Source organism: Pseudomonas sp. PAMC 29040 (genome assembly GCF_003994535.1).
Lineage (GTDB): Bacteria > Pseudomonadota > Gammaproteobacteria > Pseudomonadales > Pseudomonadaceae > Aquipseudomonas > Aquipseudomonas paraversuta.
Genome location: NZ_RZAA01000001.1, coordinates 1 through 18682, shown reverse-complemented (window position 1 = coordinate 18682; position 18682 = coordinate 1). Strand labels below are relative to the sequence as shown.

Genomic DNA, 18682 nt, shown 5'->3' with positions numbered 1-18682 from the left:
TGGAAGGCATCCCTCTTCCTGTGGAAGCTGGCTTGCCAGCGATGGAAGGCATCCCTCTTCCTGTGGGAGCTGGTTGCCACTGATGGAAGGCATCCCTCTCCTGTAGAAGCTGGCTTGCCACTGATGGAAGGCATCCCTCTTCCTGTGGAAGCTGGCTTGCCACTGGTGGAAGGCATCCCTCTCCTGTGGAAGCTGGCTTGCCACTGATGGAAGGCATCCTCTTCCTGTGGAAGCTGGCTTGCCACTGATGGAAGGCATCCCTCTTCCTGTGGAAGCTGGCTTGCCACTGGTGGAAGGCATCCCTTTTCCTGTAGGAGCTGGCTTGCCACTGATGGAAGGCATCCCTCTTCCTGTAGGAGCTGGCTCGCCAGCGATGGAAGACATCCATCCTCCTGTGGGAACTGGCTTGCCACTGATGGAAGACATCCCTCTTCCTGTGGAAGCTGGCTTGCCACTAATGGAAGGCATCCCTTCTCCTGTGGGAGCTGGCTTGCCAGCGATGGCATCAACCCCGGGCCGCTGCCGGGGTCATGCGAAAGGCCACACCGAAGCGGTTGAAGGCATTCATCAGGCCGATGGCATAGGTCAGGTCTGCCAGTTCCTGGTCGCTGAATTCGGCGGTTGCCCGTTCATAGTCCGCATCGCCAACGCCGGTTTGCTCGACCCGGGTGACGCTTTCAGCCCATCTCAATGCAACCCGTTCCCGTGCGCTGAACAACTCCCCCCCTTCCTGCCACACTGGCACCAGCACCAGTTTTTCCACGGCCATGCCGTGCTTGAGCAAATCCCGCGAGTGGAGATCGATGCAGTAGGCACAGCCGTTTATTTGTGAAACCCGCAGATACACCAGGTCGATCAGGGCTTTGGGCAGGCTGCTGTTTTGCACACAGGCATAGACATTGGCAAATGCCCGGTTGCCCTCCGGTGACGCCTTGGAGTAATCGATACGCTGACTCATGAACTGTCCTTGCAGTGGCACATTAGGTGGGGCCATAGTGCCGATTCTTGGCCCTGCCCAAAAGAGCCAAGAATCGTCTTTATCCATAGGCCATGATTCCTTCAGGCAGACCATGAAAACCACCGCGCCGCGCATTTCCCCCCTGGACCCGGGCTCCAGCGAACCCATCTACCGTCAACTTTATGAGCATTTGCGCACGGCCATTGCCAGCGGCTCGCTGAAACCCGGTGAACGGGTACCCGCAGCACGGGCTCTGGCCAAGGAGTTGGGCCTGGCCAGAGGCACTGTGGACAGCGCGTATTCACTGCTGACCGGCGAAGGCTATCTGCAGGCGCGAGGTCAGGCAGGCACAGTCGTGACACCGGGGATCAGCCTCAATCCCGGACCGCTACCTGCCCTTGCCGCCGCCAGCCCGGCCCTGCCCCGGCAAACGGCAATCATGCCCTTTCAAATGGGCCTGCCGGCGCTGGACGTTTTCCCGCGAAAAACCTGGGCCCAGATCAGTGCTCGGTGCGTGCGCAGCGCCACCATCGAGGACATGGCCCTGCCTTCGGACCAGGGCCTGGAATCGTTGCGCACCGCCATTGCCGGTTACTTGCAGGTTGCCCGCGGGATTAGCTGCACGCCGTCCCAGGTGTTCATCACCTCCGGCTATCGGGACAGCCTGTCGCTGATCGCCCATGCCTTACTCAAACCGGGGGAGCTGGTGCTGGTGGAAGACCCGGGGTATCCGCCCACTCGGCAGTTGCTCGAAGCCTTGGATATACAAGCGGTCCCCGCCGCTGTGGATCAGGACGGCATGGCCCTGCCCGACGACATGGGCCAGGGATACCGGGCGGCCATTGTCACGCCGGCCCATCAAAGCCCGCTGTGTGTATCCCTGGCACTGCCGCGCCGCCTGCAATTGCTGGCATGGGCCAGCCGGCAACAGGCCTGGATTGTCGAAGACGATTACGACGGCGAGTACCGCTACAGCAGTCGCCCGCTGCCGGCACTCAAAAGCCTGGACCGCGATGGCCGGGTGATTTACAGCGGCACCTTCAGCAAAGTGCTGTTCCCCGGGCTACGCCTGGCCTATCTGGTGGTACCCGAAGCGCAAATCCAGCGTTTCGAAAGCATCAGCCAGGTTTTTCGCAGCGGTTGCCCGCCACTGACCCAGGCCATCGTCGCGGCCTTTATGAGCCAGGGTCACTTTGCCCGGCATATCCAGCGCATGCGCAAACTCTATGGCGAACGCCGGGCCATGGCCGTGAGCGGGCTGAGCAAAGTGCTGGGCGAACACATCCGGATTGATGCCAACCCCGGAGGCATGCATCTGATCCTGCGCCTGGCAGATCCGCAACCAGACCGGTTACTGGTACAGCGCATGCGCCAGCACGGCCTGTTCGCCGAAGCACTGAGCGAATGGAGCCTGCAGAGCACACCTCAGTCGGCTCTTCTGCTCGGCTTTGCCAACATCCCGTCACAAGCCAGCGCCGAAGCCCTGGGCCAGCGCATTCTGGCACTTATGTAGCAGCGGCCAGGGCACTGAAAGAATTAAAGATAGTTAGCTAAACATTTGTTATTCTTGCCTCCCCCTACCGCTGGCGACTAACCACCGCCAGCGTCCCCCCGCGCCATCACTTCGCTGATTGCGCAAGCTTCACTCCTATAACGAAAACCTGCCACGACAGGAAATACCATGAATTGCCTGAATGAACTGAAGAAGCCTACGCGGCGCGTGCTGCTGCAAGGGCTCTTGACTGCTTATACCGCGTCCCTGATTCCCTTCGCCCTGGCCGAAACGGTCGACACGCCAGAACAGGGTGCCTTTGTGGCGCTGTCAGCGATCATCGCCGGGCGTCAAAGCCTCGATCCGGTGCTGGCCGGCATGCTGTACAACGCCCTGGTTGAACAAGACCCCGGTTTTCCCCAGGCGGCCAAAGAGCTGCTGGCACTGATCAATCAACGCCAGATTGATCCCATGCAACTGCAAAAGACCCTGGACGACGAAAAATCCTCCCTGGCCAGCGTGCCGCGCAAAGTGGCCATGGCCTGGTTCATGGGCGTAGTCGGCAGCGGCGCCCAGGCCCGTTGCCTGGCGTACGAGCATGCACTCAATGCGCAGATCGTGGCTGACGTGCTCAAGCCACCGACCTATGCCTATGGCGCTTATGGAAGCTGGGCTCGCAACCCGACAGTCGAATTGAAAAAAGAGGTGAACAATGTCTGATCAACTGTCCGCGGACATCGTCATCATCGGCTCGGGTATCTGCGGCGCCATGGCTGCCACTCACCTGCTCAAGCAAGGCGCTTCGGTACTGATTCTCGAAGCCGGCGGTCCTATCGATCGCGGGCGTGTGGTGGCCGCGTTCCGCAACTCGACACGTAAAAGTGACTGGATGTCGCCCTACACCTGTAGCGACATTGCCCCACACCCGATCTACAAGCCCACTGACAACGGTTATCTGGTCCAGGGCGGCCCTTACCCGTACCCGGCCGAATACATCCGTGGCGTCGGCGGCACCACCTGGCACTGGGCAGCACAGGCATGGCGCCTGGTACCCGGCGACATGCGGATCAAGACCCTCTACAACCTGGGCGTCGACTGGCCCATGAGCTACGAAGAACTCGACCCTTTCTATCAGCAAGCGGAAGAGATCTGGGGCGTGTCAGGCGCCGAAAACACTGGTTCACCCCGCAGCCAGCCGTTCCCGATGGAGCCCGTGACCGAACCCTACGCCATGCGCCGCATCCGCGAACGCCTGGCCCCGGCGTTCCCGGTAGTGGGTAACACCACGGCCCGTAACAGCCGCACCTATGACGGTCGCCCGGCCTGCTGTGGCAACAACAGCTGCCAGCCGATCTGCCCAATTGACGCGCAATACCATGGCGGCATCGCGATCCAGACCGCAGTGGACGCAGGCGCCCAACTGCAGGTCAACGCCGTGGTTTACCGCATCGAACATGATGACAAGGGCCATATCGTGGCCGTGCACTACTTCGACGCGGACAAACAGTCGCACCGAGTCACCGGCAAGACTTTCATCCTCGCGGCCAACGGCATCGAAAGCCCGAAACTGCTGCTGATGTCTGCCAGCGACAAGTACCCCAACGGCCTGGCCAACAGCTCGGGCATGGTGGGTCGCAACCTGATGGACCACCCGAGCACCTCGCTGACCTTCGATGCCGATGAAGAACTGTGGCTGGGTCGCGGCCCGCAAAGCCCGAGCTCGATCAATACCATGCGCGATGGCGAGTTCCGCTCTGAGCACGCCCCGTATCGCCTGGATTTCACCAATATTTCCCGGGTCAACAGCGCCACTGACGCGCTGATCACGGCCGGGGTCTACGGTGCCGAATTCGAGAAGCAGTTGCGTCACCGCGCCGCCTTTGAAATGAGCCTCAAGGACGTGTTGGAAGTACTGCCCAACCCTGAGAACCGCATCAGCCTGAGCGACCAGAAAGACAAGCTGGGGCTGCCAAAACCCAAGGTCAACTACGCCATCGACGAATACACCCGCAAGGGTGCAGCGCGGTCCCACAAAGACTTCGCCCGGATTGCCGAAATGATGGGCGGGACCAATCTGCGCTACAGCGCCGAAGGCAGCTTTGCCAACAACCAGCACATCACCGGCACCATGAGCATGGGCATCGACCCGAAGACTTCGGTCTGTGACAGCTATGGCCGTACCCACGACCACGACAACCTGTTCATTTGCAGCACCGGGGTGATGCCGACCTCCGCCACCATGAACTCGACCCTGACCGCTGCGGCACTGACCTTGCGCACTGCGCAACACATCCTGCCGAACCGGATCATTGCCACTGAACAGGGACGGGGTTGAGCCATGAACTGGAATCTTGTTTCCCTTAGCGCGCTGATGCTGCTGGCACTCAACGTCAATGCTGCCGATGACGCACAGATCAAACGTGGCCAGTACCTGTCCACCGCCGGTGACTGCGTCGCCTGCCACAGCGTGCCCGGTGGCAAACCCTTTGCCGGCGGTCTGGCGCTGCCTACGCCGATCGGCGAAATCATCGCCACCAACATCACCCCGTCGAAAACGGCGGGTATCGGCAACTACAGCCTGGAGCAGTTCAGCGATGCCCTGCGCAAGGGTGTGCGTGCCGACGGCCAGCATCTTTATCCCGCCATGCCTTACACCGCTTACGCCAAAGTCAGCGATGAAGACATCAAGGATATGTACGCCTACTTCATGAACGCCGTGGAGCCGGTGGACAGCCCGACCAAAGCCACCGAGCTGCCGTTTCCGTTCAACATTCGCCTGTCCATGGCGGCGTGGAACCTGTTGTTTCTCGACAACAGCACCTTCGTTGCCGATACCGGCCGCGACCCCGAGTGGAACCGTGGCGCCTACCTGGTTCAGGGCCTGACCCACTGCAGCACCTGCCACACCCCGCGCAATCTGCTGATGGCCGAAGTTTCGTCCAAAGAGCTGGCCGGTGGTGATGTAGGGACCTGGCACGCGCCGAACATCACCTCCGACCTCAACAGCGGTATCGGTGGCTGGGACAACGCGCAGCTGGTGGCGTACCTGAAAACCGGCGAAGCCCGGGGCAAGGCACAAGCTGCCGGGCCGATGGCCGAAGCGGTGGATCACAGCCTGCAGTACATGAACGACAGCGACCTCAAGGCCATTGCCGTTTACCTCAAGGCCCTGCCTGCTCAGCACAACCCGGCTGACAGCAAACCGGTGTATGCCCTTGGCCAAGCCACCGACGAGCTGAACAGCATCCGTGGCGTAGAGTTGCCGGCTGATGGCGACAAAATGACCGGCGCGCAGATCTACGATGCCTACTGCAGTTCCTGTCACCAGGCCCAGGCCCAGGGCAGCTTTGAAGGCGCCCTGCCCTCGTTGCTGCACAACACGGCGGTCGGACGCAGTAATCCGGCCAACCTGGTCATGGTGATTCTGGAAGGCGTGAAACGTGGCGCTGACGGTCAGGACATCCGCATGCAAGGTTTCGCCAAGACCCTGAGTGACCAGCAGGTAGCGACACTGGCCACCTGGCTGACCGAGCATTACGGCAACCCGCAGGTCAAAGTCAGCGCCGCCCAGGTCAAGCAAACCCGCGCAGGCGGCCCCGTCTCGCACCTGGCCGCACTGGCCCAGGGCGCGATTGCCGCCGGCGTCATTGTTTTGATCCTGCTGCTGGTATGGCGAGCACGTCGCAAACGCCGGGGTTAAGCCCAAACTTGTTCGCGATGGCCTAACCGCCATCGCTGGCAAGCCAGCTCCCACAGATCACCCTTTGTGGGAGCCGGGCTTGCCCGCGATGGCAGCACCGCGGTCCGGCAGTCATGTCGAATTGTCTGCATCGCTGGCAAGCCAGCTCCCACAGGTACCGGGGAGCCGCACCACTCCACCCTTTGTGGGAGCCGGGCTTGCCCGCGATGGCAGCACCGCGGTCCGGCAGTCATGTCGAATTGTCTGCTTCGCTGGCAAGCCAGCTCCCACAGGTACCGGGGAGCCACACCACTCCACCCTTTGTGGGAGCCGGGCTTGCCCGCGATGGCAGCACCGCGGTCCGGCAGTCATGCCGAATTGTCTGCATCGCTGGCAAGCCAGCTCCCACAGGTACCGGGGAGCCGCACCACTCCACCCTTTGTGGGAGTCGGGCTTGCCCGCGATGGCAGCACCGCGGTCCGGCAGTCATGTCGAATTGTCTGCATCGCTGGCAAGCCAGCTCCCACAAAGCCCGGGCGTTGTATACAACCTGTAGGAGCGAGCTTGCTCGCGAGCTTTTCAACACCGCAACAAAGAGCTCGCGAGCAAGCTCGCTCCTACAGGTTACTGGCCGCTCCCTCAAAGCTCGCGCCTACGTTCAGAACAACGCTAGGCTATAGCTGAGAATCAATCGGGTCTGGTCCTGATCGGGGGCCGCCTGCGAACGCAATGTTGCATACCGCGCCCCGAGCCCCAGCCCTTTGAACGTCCCCTCCTGGATCACGTAATCGAGCAACAGATCGCGTTCCCATTCCTTGTGCTCATCCCCTGAAACGGTGCGGATCCCGTCGCCCTTGAGGTAGACCATCGACGCCCGTAAACCCGGGACACCAACAGTGGAAAAATCATAGGCGTACTGCCCGAACCAGGTGTTCTCACCGGCCCGGTTGAAACTGGTCAGCAAGCGATCGGTAAACAGGTACAGGCTCGCACCTCCCGCGCCCTTGTCGGGCAATGAGCCCTGATTGAGCTGCACGAAGTTGCTGGCATCCGAAACGCTTTGATAACCACCGGTCAACCCATGGCCACCCAGGTTCCAGGTGAACATCGCACTCCAGGTGCGGTTGTCGATTTCACCTCTGCCATCGCGGGTATAGCCCCCCACCCGATAGCCGTCAGAACGACCACCGCCGCTGCCGTTCGCCCCGCTCGACCCGGTGTCGAAGTAACGCAGGTCGGTCTTGATCGACTGCCCTTCACCCAGTGCCCAGGTATGCTGCAAGCCGAAAAACTGCTGGGTGTAGTAGTTCTCCAGGTTGGCCGCGTAGTACTGCAGGAGCAGATCGCGGCCGGCCTTGTAATCGGCGCCGGCAAACACAAAGTCATTGCTCTGGCGCGTTCCGCCCGCCACGGCCAGCCCGGTGCGGTCACTTGAACCGCGCCCGGTGGCCTGTTCAATACGCCCGGCCGTAAGGGTCAGGTTGTCGAGGTCATGGCTGGTGAGCTGTACACCTTCAAAGGTTTGCGGCAACAGACGGCCGTCGTTGGCCACCAGTACCGGCAATTTGGGCTGCAGAGTACCCACCCGGGCTTCGGTTTGCCCCAGCCGCACCTTGCCGGTCAGGCCCAGACGGCTCCAGTCACTGGCAACCCCCTGGCCATCGTCCGGGATCATGCTGCTGCCGCGATGCCTGCCTGCACCGCTGTCCAGGGTCAGGCCTTGCAGCACCAGGGCATCCACGCCAAACCCCAGGGTCCCCCGGGTTAACCCCGAGGTGAAATTGAGCATGAAACCCTGGGCCCACTCCTCGGTTTTAGCCTGCCCGGACGGTCCGCGCTGGTCGCGAAAGTCATGGCTGAAGTACAGATTGCGCAAGCCCAGGCTGGCATGACTGTCGCTGACAAAGTCGGCGTGTGCGGCCTGGCCGACCGCACAGCTCAAGGTCCCCAGAACCAGGCAGGACAGGGGTGAAGGTGTATTCATGGCAAAGTTTTCCCTTGGGCGGTTACACGCCCTGTTTTTATTTTAGGTTCGAGGGTATTGCGAAAAAATCACACGCGCTCGATCACCATCGCCACGCCTTGGCCGACACCTACGCACAGGCTGACCACCGCATAACGCTGTTGCTGACGCTGCAAGGTACGGCAGGCACTCAGTACCAGCCGCGCACCCGATGCGCCCAGCGGATGGCCCATGGCAATTGCCCCGCCGTTGGGGTTGACCCGAGGGTCGTCGAAACTCAGTTCCAGGGCCTTGAGGCACCCCAGCACCTGTGGCGCGAAGGCTTCATTGATTTCGATCAGATCGACTTGCTCCAGGCCGATACCGGCCCGCTGCAACGCCACCACTATCGCCTGGTGCGGACCAATCCCCATGATCCGTGGCTCTACCCCGACCACCGCCGAGGACAGAATCCGCGCCATCGGCGCCACGCCATGGGCAAGGCCAATCTCTCGGTTGCCCAGCACCAGAGCGGCCGCGCCGTCGTTGATTCCCGAAGCGTTGCCTGCAGTGACCACCCCGCCCTCAAACAGGGGCTTGAGCCGCGATAACGCAGAGAAGTCGGACTGGGCCCGTGGATGCTCGTCGACACTTACCTGACGGGACTCACCCTTGCGCGCAGAAGGCACGTCTACAGCCATGATTTCGTCGTCCAGCACCCCTGCCAGCAAAGCCGCCTGATAACGGGACTGGGAGCCGGCGGCGAAGCGGTCGGCCTCCTCGCGGCTGATGTCGTACAGCCGGGCAAGGTTGTCGCCGGTCTGCGGCATGCTGTCATTGCCATAACGCTGTACCAGCCGGGGGTTGGCGAAACGGGCACCGATGGTGCTGTCCGCGATCTCCTGGCTGCGACTGAACGCAGTCTCGGCTTTGGAAATAACCAGTGGCGCCCGAGACATGCTCTCTACCCCGCCCGCCAGATACCAGCGACCCTCACCACAGGTAATGGCCCGGGCGGCATCGATCACTGCCGACAGACCACTGGCGCACAGGCGGTTGACCGTCTGCCCCGGCACCGTCATGGGCAAGCCGGCACTGAGCAAAGCATTGCGCGCCAGGTTGCGGCTGTCCTCGCCGGCCTGGTTAGTGCAGCCCAGAATCACGTCTTCCAGTGCTTGCACGGGCAGGCCCGAGGTCTGCACCAGACGGGCCAGCAGCTCACCCACCAGATCATCCGGGCGCACCGCCGACAGGCTGCCGCCATGGCGGCCAAAAGGCGTTCGCAAACCGCTGTAAACATAAGCCTCAAGCATGATTTATCTCCTGCTGAACAAGGTGGGCTGCGGGCAGCGGGTTTTCCGTCTGGCACAGCGCGATTCCCAGTCGCGCCCGGCGCCGCAACCAGCCGCTGGGGCGATAACGCGGGTCGCCGGTCAAGGCATGCATGCGCTGCAAAATCTGCAGCACCCGCCCGACGCCCAGCAGGTCGCCCCAGGCCAGTGGCCCCTGCGGATAACCAAGACCCAGGCGCACCGCGCCATCAATGTCAGCCACCGAGGCAATGCCCTGCTGGGCGATGTCGCAACCCAGATTGACGATGCAAGCCAGGGTGCGCTGCAGGATAAAACCGCAGCTGTCACCGATTACCACCACCGTGGCGCCATCGGCACTGAACAGGGCGTGGGCGACGTGTTGCATATCGACCCGGGTCACCGGAGTGGGCATCAGGCATCGCAGGTTATCCAGTTCCAGCAAGGTGTCGACCGCCACCGTGCGCGCCGGATCGGTGCCATGGCGCAGGGCCGACTCGGTGCAGTCATCACCCAGGGGCGCCAGCAGGCACAGGGCCTCGGCAGATGGCTGCGGACCATGCTCGATCCTGGCCCCCAGTTGCTCGAGCAACCTCAGCAGCCGGATTTTGCCGGTTTCATCATCACCTGCCACCCACACGGGCGGGATCTGCTTGCAGTCCGGTACCGGCTGGGCAAAGCGTGGCGCACCCGCCTTGCCCTGGTAACGATAAAAGCCCTGCCCGCTCTTGCGCCCCAGGTGCCCGCCCGCCAGCATCTGGTGCAACAGCGGATGGGGCCGGTAGCGCGGTTCCTGATAAAACTGGCGATATACCGATTCCATCACCGGCAGGCTGACATCCAGGCCAATCAGGTCGAGCAATTCGAACGGCCCCATCGCGAACCCGGCGCCGACCCTCAGCACCGCATCAATCAGGCCCGGCGGCGCCACCCCTTCACTGAGAATACGCAGCGCTTCGGTACCGAATGCCCGTCCGGCGTGGTTAACGATAAAGCCCGGCGAGTCCTTGCAGATCGCCGGACAGTGGCCGACATGGCGCACCAGCGCCTGTAACTGATCAATCACCTGCGGCGCGGTGGCGATACCGCCAATCACTTCGACGATGCGCATCAGGGGCACCGGATTAAAGAAGTGCAGCCCAGCCACCCGCTGCGGATGCGCGCAGACCGAAGCAATTGCCGTGATCGACAGAGACGAGGTGTTGCTTGCCAGCAGTGTCGCCGGATCGAGCAGCGCATCCAGTTGCCGGAACAGCTGCTGCTTGGCTTCCAGGTCCTCGACTATGGCCTCGATTACCACCTGGCAATCGTCCAGTTCCTGCAGGCTGTTGACCACCTGTACCCGATCCAGCGCCGCGCTGGCCGCCTGGGGGGTGATCCGGCCTTTTTGCCGGAGCATGGCGAAGGTCGACGCCAGTTGTTCCCGGGCGTTGGTGGCAGCACCCGGGCGCGTATCGAACAGCGATACCTTCAACCCGGCTTGAGCCATGACCTGAGCAATGCCCTGGCCCATGGCGCCCGTGCCGACCAGACCGATGGGTTGTTGTAATTGCATGCGCAGGACTCCGGTATTGGTAAGGAATCAGCCGCGCACAATGCCCGCGGCATAAAGTTTTTCGATCATCTGCGCGTCCAGCCCCATGCCCTGCAACACCTGGCGGGTGTCCTGCCCCAGGGCCGGAGGCGCGCTGCGATAGGTGGCCGGGGTACGCGAGAGCTTCACTGGCGAACCAATGCCGCGATAGTCACCGATCTCCACCAGCAGACCGCGATGCAAGGTGTGCGGGTGCGCAACCACGGTGTCGATGGTGGCAATGGAGCCGCAGGGCACACCGAGCTGGATCAGCTGCGGCGCCAGCGTCGCCCCGTCGTGCCGGGCCAGGAGCTTTTCCAGCGCCTGTTTCAAGGCCTCGCGGTGCACCGAACGGGCGCCGTTGTCGATAAAACGCGGGTCTTGTGGCAAGTCCCCGGCGCCCAGTTGTTCGCACAGTCTGGCAAACTGCCGATCGTTGCCCACGGCCAGAAAAATCGGCTCGCTGGCGGTGCGGTAACTGTCATAGGGCGCGATATTGGGGTGGGCATTGCCGGTACGCTGCGGAACCTTGCCGGCCGCCAGATAGTTCGGCACATGGGGGTGCAGCAATGACACACCGCAGTCGTAAAGGGTGATGTCCAGCGACTGGCCCAAACCGCTGCGATGACGTTCATTGAGCGCCAGCAGCACCCCCGCCAGCGCATTGAGCCCGGTGACCATGTCGACGATAGGCAGCCCAATGCGCAACGGGCCGCCATCGGCTTCGCCGTTGACACTCATCAGCCCGGCCATGGCCTGGATCACTGCGTCGTAACCTGGCAGGCCGCCCAGCGGGCCGTCGCCGCCAAAACCGGAGATCGCGCAGTGGATCAGCCCGGGAAAGCGCTGGCTCAGGACATCGGCGTAATCAATTCCCCAGCGCTTGAGGGTACCGGGTTTGAAGTTCTCGATCAGGACATCGGCGTCCTCCAGCAATTGCATCAGCAACCCGATGCCTTCGGGGCGGGACAAGTCCACTGCAATCCCCTGCTTGTTGCGATTGACCCCGCGGAAATAGGACGCGTCGTCACCCTCGAACGGCGGGCCCCAGCCGCGGGTTTCATCGCCGCTCAAGGGTTCCAGCTTGATTACCTCGGCGCCATGGTCGGCCAGCGCCTGAGAACAATAAGGGCCGCCCAGTACGCGGCTGAGGTCGATCACTTTGAGGCCGTCGAGGGCCCCTTTGGGAGTGCTCATAGATACGCTCTGATGAATATCGAATTCAATCTGATTTCCTGTAGAAACGAGATTTTGCGCGGTATTTCCAAATGCTCGCGAGCAAGCTCGCTCCTACAGGGTTTTGGGTAACAGCTGCAGGGCGTCGGCTTGCGTCAGCGGGCTTTCATTGGCCAGACGCGCCAGCAGGCCGGCCTCGATTTCCGGCTCCGGGCTCAGCGGGTCCCGTGGCAACAGCTTGTGTTGCAGCAACAGGTGCGCCAGAGCCAGACGCCGGTAATCACCCGCCTGCCGGCTGCTTTCCCAGGCCATGAATATCGCCGTGGCAATGTGATAGAGCGCGCTGCCCGCCAACCGCACCTGCTCGTCCCGTTGCTCATGGGCCACCTCGGCCACTCTGGCAACGGTGCGTTGCAGCACGCCCTCGAACAGACGCTGGCTGGCCGCAGGCAACTGCGCTTCGGCCAGCAGGTTGGCGAGAAACAGCTGCAAGGGTTCCAGCGCCTGCTCGCGGGTCACGGCACGGGCGATATCCAGCGCCACGATATTGCTGGTGCCTTCCCAGATCGAACCCAGGTGGGCGTCGCGTACCAGTCGGGCATCGCTCCATTCTTCGATGTAACCCACACCGCCACGCACTTCCATGGCATCGCCGGTGACCCGGCGGGCGTCGCGGCAAGCGCGGAATTTGATCAGCGGCGTGAGGATGCGCACGCATTTGCGGGCGGCCTCGTCGCCGGCATCGGCCTTGGGCAGCAGCGTGGCAATTTGCATGAACATCGAACGAGCCTGTTCGGTGGGCAGCATCATTTTCAGCAACTGGCGCTGCATCAAGGGCATTTCGATCAGGTGCCGGCCAAAAGCCCGGCGGTTACGGGCAATGTACAGCGACTCGTTGATACCCCGGCGCATCAGCCCGGCCGCACGTACGCCGTTGGACAGACGCGACATGTTGATCATGTCGGCCATCTGCTGGAACCCGCGCCCGACCTCCCCGATCAGATACGCCGTGGCGCCCTCAAGGGTGATTTCGCCACTGGCCATGGAGCGGCTGCCAAGTTTGTCCTTGAGCCGTTGAATCCGGTAGGCATTGCGCGAGCCGTCCGGGCGCAGCTTGGGCAGCAGAAACAGGCTGACCCCTTTCATGCCCGATGGCGCATCGTCGGGACGGGCCAGCACCATGGCCAGGTCAGCATCGGGGTTGGAGCAAAACCACTTTTCCCCGAACAACTGCCACTCGCCATCGATCTGCCGGGCCCGGGTTTCAGTGCGCGACACATCGGAGCCTGCAGCCTGCTCGGTCATGAACATGGCGCCCTGGAACAGACTGTCGAAATCCTGGGACACCAGCGACGGCAAGTAACGCGCCTGCAGTTGCGGGGAGCCGAACTTGCGCAGGGTGCGGGTCAGGGAATCGGTCATGCTCACCGGGCAGCACAGGCCGAACTCGGCCTGTACAAACAGGTAGGTCAGCGCGTATTTCGACAGCGCCAGTGTGCCGTCCTCACGGTGGCTCATGGCAGCCAGGCCCAGTTCGGCGTAGGCCACCCGCTCCAGCGCGACGAAGTCCGGGTGTTTTTGGATGCTTTGCAGGTCTTCACCACGGCGGGTGCGGGGCAACAGTTTCGGCGGATTTTTGTCGGCCGACAGCGCCAGCAGATCCAGTTCGCCACCGGCTCTGGCGCCCAGTTTGCGCCAGGTCGGCAGCCAGTGGTCATAGACCGCGGCTGGCAGATACACCTTGAGCAGCGCGGCCAGCCCGGCATCGCAATCGAACAGGTTAAGCCCCCGGCTGTCGGGGATATTCAAGGGGTCGTAGGCGCGGTCTGGCTGGGTATCCATGGCAGTTCTCCTGATTCTTGTGGTCCAAGAGTAGGGTCGCCATCGATAAGTATCTAATACAAAGTTAATCAACTACGATAACCAAAAATTATCGTAAGCCGAGGCCAATCCCCATGGATCTCAAGCAACTGCGTTACTTTGTAGCTGTGGCCGAAGAGCTGCATTTTGGCCGAGCCGCCGCCCGCCTGTTTATCTCCCAGCCAGCCCTGAGCTTCGACATCAAAAAGCTCGAAAGCCAGCTCGACATTCAGTTGCTCAACCGCAACAACAAGTCAGTGAGTCTGACCAATGCCGGTCAGGTGCTGCTCGACGAAGCCCGCTACCTGCTGCTGCGGGCCGAACAGGCCAGGCACCTGACCCGGCGCTCGGCCCAGGGTTTTGTCGGGCGCCTGAGTGTCGGCTTCGTCAACTCGATCCTGCATCGCGGCCTGCCACAGGCGGTCAGGATTTTCGAGCAGCAGCACCCCGACACCGAAATCGTATTGATGGAAATGAACAGTGCCGAGCAGGTCCAGGCCTTGCAGCGCGGGCAGATCGATATCGGCTTCGTGCACCGCAGCAAATTCCCCGAAAGCATCTGCTGCGAGCCGGTGCTGCGCGAGCCGTTCCTGTGCTGCCTCCCCGACTCGCACCGGCTGGCGGGTCAGGAGCGAATCGATCTGCAGGACCTTGCGGACGAAGATTTCATTCTGTTCCCGCGCAACGTGTCTCCCCACTATCACGACCTGATCATTGCCCACTGCGTGGCCGCCGGTTTCAGTCCGCGAATCCGCCATGAAACCCGGCTCTGGCAAACCGTGGTGTCTATGGTGGCCTACAACCTGGGCGTGGCGCTGGTACCCCAGACCCTGGCTGCAACCTGGAAACAGGGGGTGCACTATTGCCAAATCAACGGCAGCGGCGCGCACTCCGAAATTCATGCCATTCGCCAGGCCACGTTGCCCTCGGCGGCGGCACAAAGCCTGCTGGAGCTGTTCAAGGCCCAGCAACAGAACTGCCGCTAAAGCCTTTCGACGATACGAAATCACGTATCAAACAATAAAATTTAATCATTATTTTTTTCAATTCTGCCTGTATAGGCTCCAGCCATCAGACCTCCTCGCCCGCCTGGAGGCTGATGTGCCGTGCAAGCCTCTCCAGGTGTTCGGGAGAGGACATAGACCAATAATAATGAGCAGGAAAAAACTATGAATGCCACCCAGGAAGTTGCCGCCCACAAAAGAGCCCGCAAGGCCGGAGTGGCCTCGTTCATCGGTACGACCATCGAGTGGTATGACTTTTACGCCTACGGCATTGCCGCTGCTCTGGTGTTCGGCAAAGTGTTCTTTCCCGCCGACCTGAACCCCGGCACCGCCACCATGCTGTCGTTTCTTACTTTGTGGGCCGGGTTTATCGCGCGCCCCATAGGCGGCATTATCTTCGGTCACCTGGGTGACAAGATCGGGCGCAAGACCACCCTGGTCATCACCCTGGTGATGATGGGCGTGGCCACCACCTGCATCGGCCTGTTGCCCACCTATCTGCAAATTGGTATCTGGGCCCCGATCGCACTGGTGGTGCTGCGGGTCATTCAGGGAATCGCGGTGGGTGGCGAATGGGGCGGTGCCATTCTGATAGCCAGCGAGAATGCGCCCAAGGGCAAGGGCATCCTGTATGCCGCTTTCGCCCAGCAGGGGTCCCCCGCCGGCAACCTGCTGGCGACCATCGTGTTCTTCGCCCTCAGCGCCCTGCCGGTCTCGGACTTCATGCTCTGGGGCTGGCGCATTCCGTTCCTGCTCTCCGCAGCACTGGTGATCGTCGGCATGGTGATTCGTCTCAAGCTCGAAGAGTCGGATGACATGAAGCGCCTGATGGAACAAAAGAAGACCGTCAAACTGCCCGTTGTGGCCGTGCTGCGCGACCACTGGCGGATTGTGCTGCTGTGTGCCGGCGTCCTGCCGATCATCCATGTCACTTACTTCAAGAGTACCTTTGCCCTGTCCTGGGCCACCAAGGAACTGGGCTACGCCCAAAGCACCTTTCTCAGCGTGATCATCATTTCTCTGGTGGTGCAGTTCCTGGTCCAGCCGTTCGGCGCGGTGCTGGTGTCAAAGATCGACATGCGCAAGGCCGTGGCCTTTATGGTGATCCCGGAGCTGTTGCTGATGCCGGCGATGTTCCTCGCGGTGGAAACCAAAATCTACTGGATCGCCGTGCTCGGCATGTGCCTGGCGACCATTCCCCATTCGATGTTTTACGGTGCAGTGGGCGGCATCCTGGCCCGGGCCTTCCCGACCAAGGTGCGCTACAGCGGACTGTCGGTCTCCTATCAACTGTGCTCATTGCTGGTGGGCGGTGCGACCCCGGTGCTGGCCCAGGGCATTCTCAACTCCACCGGCAGCATCATAGGCGTGGCGATTGCCTCGGCCTGCTACGCCCTGGTTTCGCTGGTGTGCATGCTGATGCTGCTCAAGCGTATTGGCCATACGGCCTCAGAACTGTCGACGGCCGAGCAGGCCGATGCCGATGAACTGGCACTTGATAGCGGCCCGGCACCCCGGTCGCAGCCGCGTACGGCGACAGACACCGGGGCAAAAAATGTCCTGACACCCATCGCAGCCACCCATACACCGGGGATTTGAATGAACGCCAACTATCTGCTTGCAGTGCTCGCCACGCTGACCGTCAACGCCAGCGCCGATCCGGCCAAAGTCGACGCCCAGGTGGTCTATACCAATGCCAATGTACTGACCGTGGACAAGGACAACAGTACGGCCCGGGCCGTTGCGGTGCGCGACGGGAAAATCCTCGCGGTGGGCGAGTCCGACGCCCTCGCCCGCTACATCGGGCCCGACACCCGGGTGGTGGATCTGCACGGCAAGACCATGATCCCCGGGATCTATGATGCCCACAGTCATTTTGCCAGTTCGAAAATCACCGGGACCTTTGTCGCCGACCTCAACAGCCCGCCCATCGGCGATGTGCGCAACATCGAAGATATCGTCGCGCGCCTCAAGGCCCAGCAGGCCAAGGTCGGCCCCGGGGACTGGATCAGCGGCGCCGGCTATGACGACACCCTGCTGGCCGAAAAGCGCCACCCGACCCGTGCCGATCTCGACCGGGTGTCCAGCACCCGGCCGATTTACATCACCCATGTCTCGGGGCATCTCACGGTCGCCAACAGTGCCGCTCTGGCCCTGGCCGGCATCACCGCCAGTACCCCCAACCCGCCGGGCGGGGTGATCCGCAAGGATGCCGACGGCCAGCCCAATGGCGTGCTGGAAGAGTCGGCCCTGGCCCTGGTGGGCAAACTGCGCCCGGCCCTGACCGAGCCCCTGCAACGGGAAGGCATCCGTCTTGCCGGCCAGTGGTATGCCGCCCACGGCGTGACCACCGCCAATCACGGCGCCGGCACCACCCCGGCACTGCTGAAAATGCTTGAAGATGCGGTGCAGGCCAAAGAATTGCCTATCCGGGTGATGACCTGGAGCAGCCTGGAAACCATGGACGCGGTGGACCAAGTTGCGCTGCCCAGCGGCATGATCAAGGTCGGCGGAGTCAAGGAGTTTTCGGACGGTTCAATTCAAGGCTATACAGGCTACCTGAGCGAGCATTACCACACCCCGTTCAATAACGACCTGACCTACCGCGGCTTCCCCCGTTTCAGCCGTGAGGAGCTGGCAGCCCGGGTGCTGGCCGTGCACAAATCCGGGCGCCAGATGATGATCCATGCCAATGGCGATGCGGCGATCGACGATGTGCTTTATGCCTATCGCAAGGCCCAGGAAACCTACCCGAGGGAGGATGCTCGGCAAGTGATCATCCACTCGCAGATGATGCGCGAAGATCAGCTCGACGAGGTCAAGCGACTCAATATAATTCCTTCGTTCTTCGTGCTGCACACCTACTACTGGGGCGACCGCCATCGCGATATATTCATCGGCAAGGACCGCGCGGAGCGCATCAGCCCCGCCCGTTCCGCCCAGGACAGAGGCCTGCGCTACACCATCCATACCGATACCCCCATCGTGCCGATGGAGCCGATGCGCCTGATCTGGTCGGCGGTGAACCGGGTGACCACCGGCGGCAAGGTGCTGGGTGCCGCGCAGCGTGTACCGGTGGCCGATGCCCTGCGCGCCACCACAATCAACGCGGCCCGGCAGAACTTCGAAGAGCAGGAGCGCGGCTCGATTGAGGTCGGCAAATACGCAGACCTGGTGGTCCTGTCGGACGACATTGCGACAGTCGACCCGATGAACATCAAGGACATCAAAGTGCTGGAAACCATCGTCGAGGGTAAATCCGTGTACCAGGCTCACGACTGATATTACTGGCCGCTCCCACCAAGCCCGGGCGTTGCACACAACCTGGACTACCTCGCGGTGGCATCACTGCATCGCTGGCAAGCCAGCTCCCACAAAGCCTGGGCGTTGCACACAACCTGGATTACCCCGCGGTGGCCTCACCGCCATCGCTGGCAAGCCAGCTCCCACAGGTACCGGGGAGCCGCATCACTCCACCCTTTGTGGGAGCCGGGCTTGCCCGCGATGGCAGCACCGCGGGCCGGCAGTCATGTCGAATTGTCTGCATCGCTGGCAAGCCAGCTCCCACAGGTACCGGGGAGCCGCACCACTCCACCCTTTGTGGGAGTCGGGCTTGCCCGCGATGGCAGCACCGCGGTCCGGCAGTCATGTCGAATTGTCTGCATCGCTGGCAAGCCAGCTCCCACAA

General features: G+C 62.1%; 13 protein-coding genes. 7 read left to right on the top strand and 6 right to left on the bottom strand.

Annotated elements, in window-relative coordinates:
• Nucleotides 1-505 precede the first annotated feature (505 nt).
• Nucleotides 506-958, bottom strand: a complete 453-nt coding sequence (locus WG29040_RS00065) for a carboxymuconolactone decarboxylase family protein (RefSeq protein ID WP_037001808.1) — start codon at nt 956-958, stop codon at nt 506-508.
• A 112-nt stretch (nt 959-1070) separates the two neighbouring features.
• Here WG29040_RS00065 and WG29040_RS00060 point away from each other — a divergent pair, with 112 nt between their 5' ends.
• From WG29040_RS00060 to WG29040_RS00045, 4 genes are all read left to right on the top strand, one after another.
• Nucleotides 1071-2471 (top strand): PLP-dependent aminotransferase family protein, encoded by a 1401-nt coding sequence (locus WG29040_RS00060; RefSeq protein WP_127195324.1) that lies wholly within the window; start codon nt 1071-1073, stop codon nt 2469-2471.
• A 168-nt stretch (nt 2472-2639) separates the two neighbouring features.
• Nucleotides 2640-3170 carry a sugar dehydrogenase complex small subunit gene (locus WG29040_RS00055; protein WP_127195323.1) on the top strand — a complete coding sequence of 177 codons (531 nt, stop codon included), beginning with the start codon at nt 2640-2642 and terminating at the stop codon, nt 3168-3170.
• Nucleotides 3163-4785 (top strand): GMC family oxidoreductase, encoded by a 1623-nt coding sequence (locus WG29040_RS00050; protein WP_127195322.1) that lies wholly within the window; start codon nt 3163-3165, stop codon nt 4783-4785. The genes WG29040_RS00055 and WG29040_RS00050 overlap by 8 nt, the downstream gene beginning before the upstream one ends.
• Nucleotides 4786-4788: 3 nt before the next feature.
• Nucleotides 4789-6150 carry a cytochrome c gene (locus WG29040_RS00045; RefSeq protein WP_003445938.1) on the top strand — a complete coding sequence of 454 codons (1362 nt, stop codon included), beginning with the start codon at nt 4789-4791 and terminating at the stop codon, nt 6148-6150.
• A 637-nt stretch (nt 6151-6787) separates the two neighbouring features.
• On the opposite strand, the gene WG29040_RS00040 is transcribed toward WG29040_RS00045, so the two are convergent.
• The 5 genes from WG29040_RS00040 to WG29040_RS00020 all read right to left on the bottom strand — a co-directional run bounded on the left by WG29040_RS00040 (nt 6788) and on the right by WG29040_RS00020 (nt 13972).
• Nucleotides 6788-8113, bottom strand: coding sequence for an OprD family porin (locus WG29040_RS00040; RefSeq protein ID WP_127195321.1), 1326 nt, complete (start codon nt 8111-8113; stop codon nt 6788-6790).
• Between the two features lie 68 nt (nt 8114-8181).
• Nucleotides 8182-9384: a 3-oxoadipyl-CoA thiolase gene (locus WG29040_RS00035; protein ID WP_003445947.1), complete on the bottom strand. Its 1203-nt coding sequence runs from the start codon at nt 9382-9384 to the stop codon at nt 8182-8184.
• Nucleotides 9377-10936, bottom strand: coding sequence for a 3-hydroxyacyl-CoA dehydrogenase (locus WG29040_RS00030; protein WP_003445956.1), 1560 nt, complete (start codon nt 10934-10936; stop codon nt 9377-9379). Before WG29040_RS00030 ends, WG29040_RS00035 begins: the two co-directional genes overlap by 8 nt.
• Before the next feature lie 27 nt (nt 10937-10963).
• Entirely contained in the window at nt 10964-12151 is a 1188-nt protein-coding gene (locus tag WG29040_RS00025) for a CaiB/BaiF CoA-transferase family protein (protein WP_003445966.1), read from the bottom strand.
• Between the two features lie 93 nt (nt 12152-12244).
• Nucleotides 12245-13972, bottom strand: coding sequence for an acyl-CoA dehydrogenase family protein (locus tag WG29040_RS00020; protein WP_010657190.1), 1728 nt, complete (start codon nt 13970-13972; stop codon nt 12245-12247).
• A 113-nt stretch (nt 13973-14085) separates the two neighbouring features.
• Here WG29040_RS00020 and WG29040_RS00015 point away from each other — a divergent pair, with 113 nt between their 5' ends.
• From WG29040_RS00015 to WG29040_RS00005, 3 genes are all read left to right on the top strand, one after another.
• Nucleotides 14086-14976, top strand: a complete 891-nt coding sequence (locus WG29040_RS00015; RefSeq protein WP_003445970.1) for a LysR family transcriptional regulator — start codon at nt 14086-14088, stop codon at nt 14974-14976.
• Nucleotides 14977-15159: 183 nt separating this feature from the next.
• A complete protein-coding gene (locus WG29040_RS00010; protein ID WP_003445975.1) occupies nt 15160-16593 on the top strand; it encodes an MFS transporter in 1434 nt (477 codons plus the stop codon).
• Complete coding sequence (locus tag WG29040_RS00005) at nt 16594-18276, top strand: amidohydrolase (protein WP_003445976.1); 1683 nt, start codon at nt 16594-16596, stop codon at nt 18274-18276.
• The last annotated feature ends 406 nt before the right edge of the window (nt 18277-18682 follow it).

Coding starts and splice junctions, on each gene's coding strand:
- WG29040_RS00030 (WP_003445956.1), bottom strand. CDS start 10,936: ATGCAATTACAACAACCCATCGGTCTGGTCGGCACGGGCGCCATGGGC.
- WG29040_RS00005 (WP_003445976.1), top strand. CDS start 16,594: ATGAACGCCAACTATCTGCTTGCAGTGCTCGCCACGCTGACCGTCAAC.
- WG29040_RS00020 (WP_010657190.1), bottom strand. CDS start 13,972: ATGGATACCCAGCCAGACCGCGCCTACGACCCCTTGAATATCCCCGAC.
- WG29040_RS00060 (WP_127195324.1), top strand. CDS start 1,071: ATGAAAACCACCGCGCCGCGCATTTCCCCCCTGGACCCGGGCTCCAGC.
- WG29040_RS00010 (WP_003445975.1), top strand. CDS start 15,160: ATGAATGCCACCCAGGAAGTTGCCGCCCACAAAAGAGCCCGCAAGGCC.
- WG29040_RS00040 (WP_127195321.1), bottom strand. CDS start 8,113: ATGAATACACCTTCACCCCTGTCCTGCCTGGTTCTGGGGACCTTGAGC.
- WG29040_RS00025 (WP_003445966.1), bottom strand. CDS start 12,151: ATGAGCACTCCCAAAGGGGCCCTCGACGGCCTCAAAGTGATCGACCTC.
- WG29040_RS00035 (WP_003445947.1), bottom strand. CDS start 9,384: ATGCTTGAGGCTTATGTTTACAGCGGTTTGCGAACGCCTTTTGGCCGC.
- WG29040_RS00055 (WP_127195323.1), top strand. CDS start 2,640: ATGAATTGCCTGAATGAACTGAAGAAGCCTACGCGGCGCGTGCTGCTG.
- WG29040_RS00015 (WP_003445970.1), top strand. CDS start 14,086: ATGGATCTCAAGCAACTGCGTTACTTTGTAGCTGTGGCCGAAGAGCTG.
- WG29040_RS00045 (WP_003445938.1), top strand. CDS start 4,789: ATGAACTGGAATCTTGTTTCCCTTAGCGCGCTGATGCTGCTGGCACTC.
- WG29040_RS00065 (WP_037001808.1), bottom strand. CDS start 958: ATGAGTCAGCGTATCGATTACTCCAAGGCGTCACCGGAGGGCAACCGG.
- WG29040_RS00050 (WP_127195322.1), top strand. CDS start 3,163: ATGTCTGATCAACTGTCCGCGGACATCGTCATCATCGGCTCGGGTATC.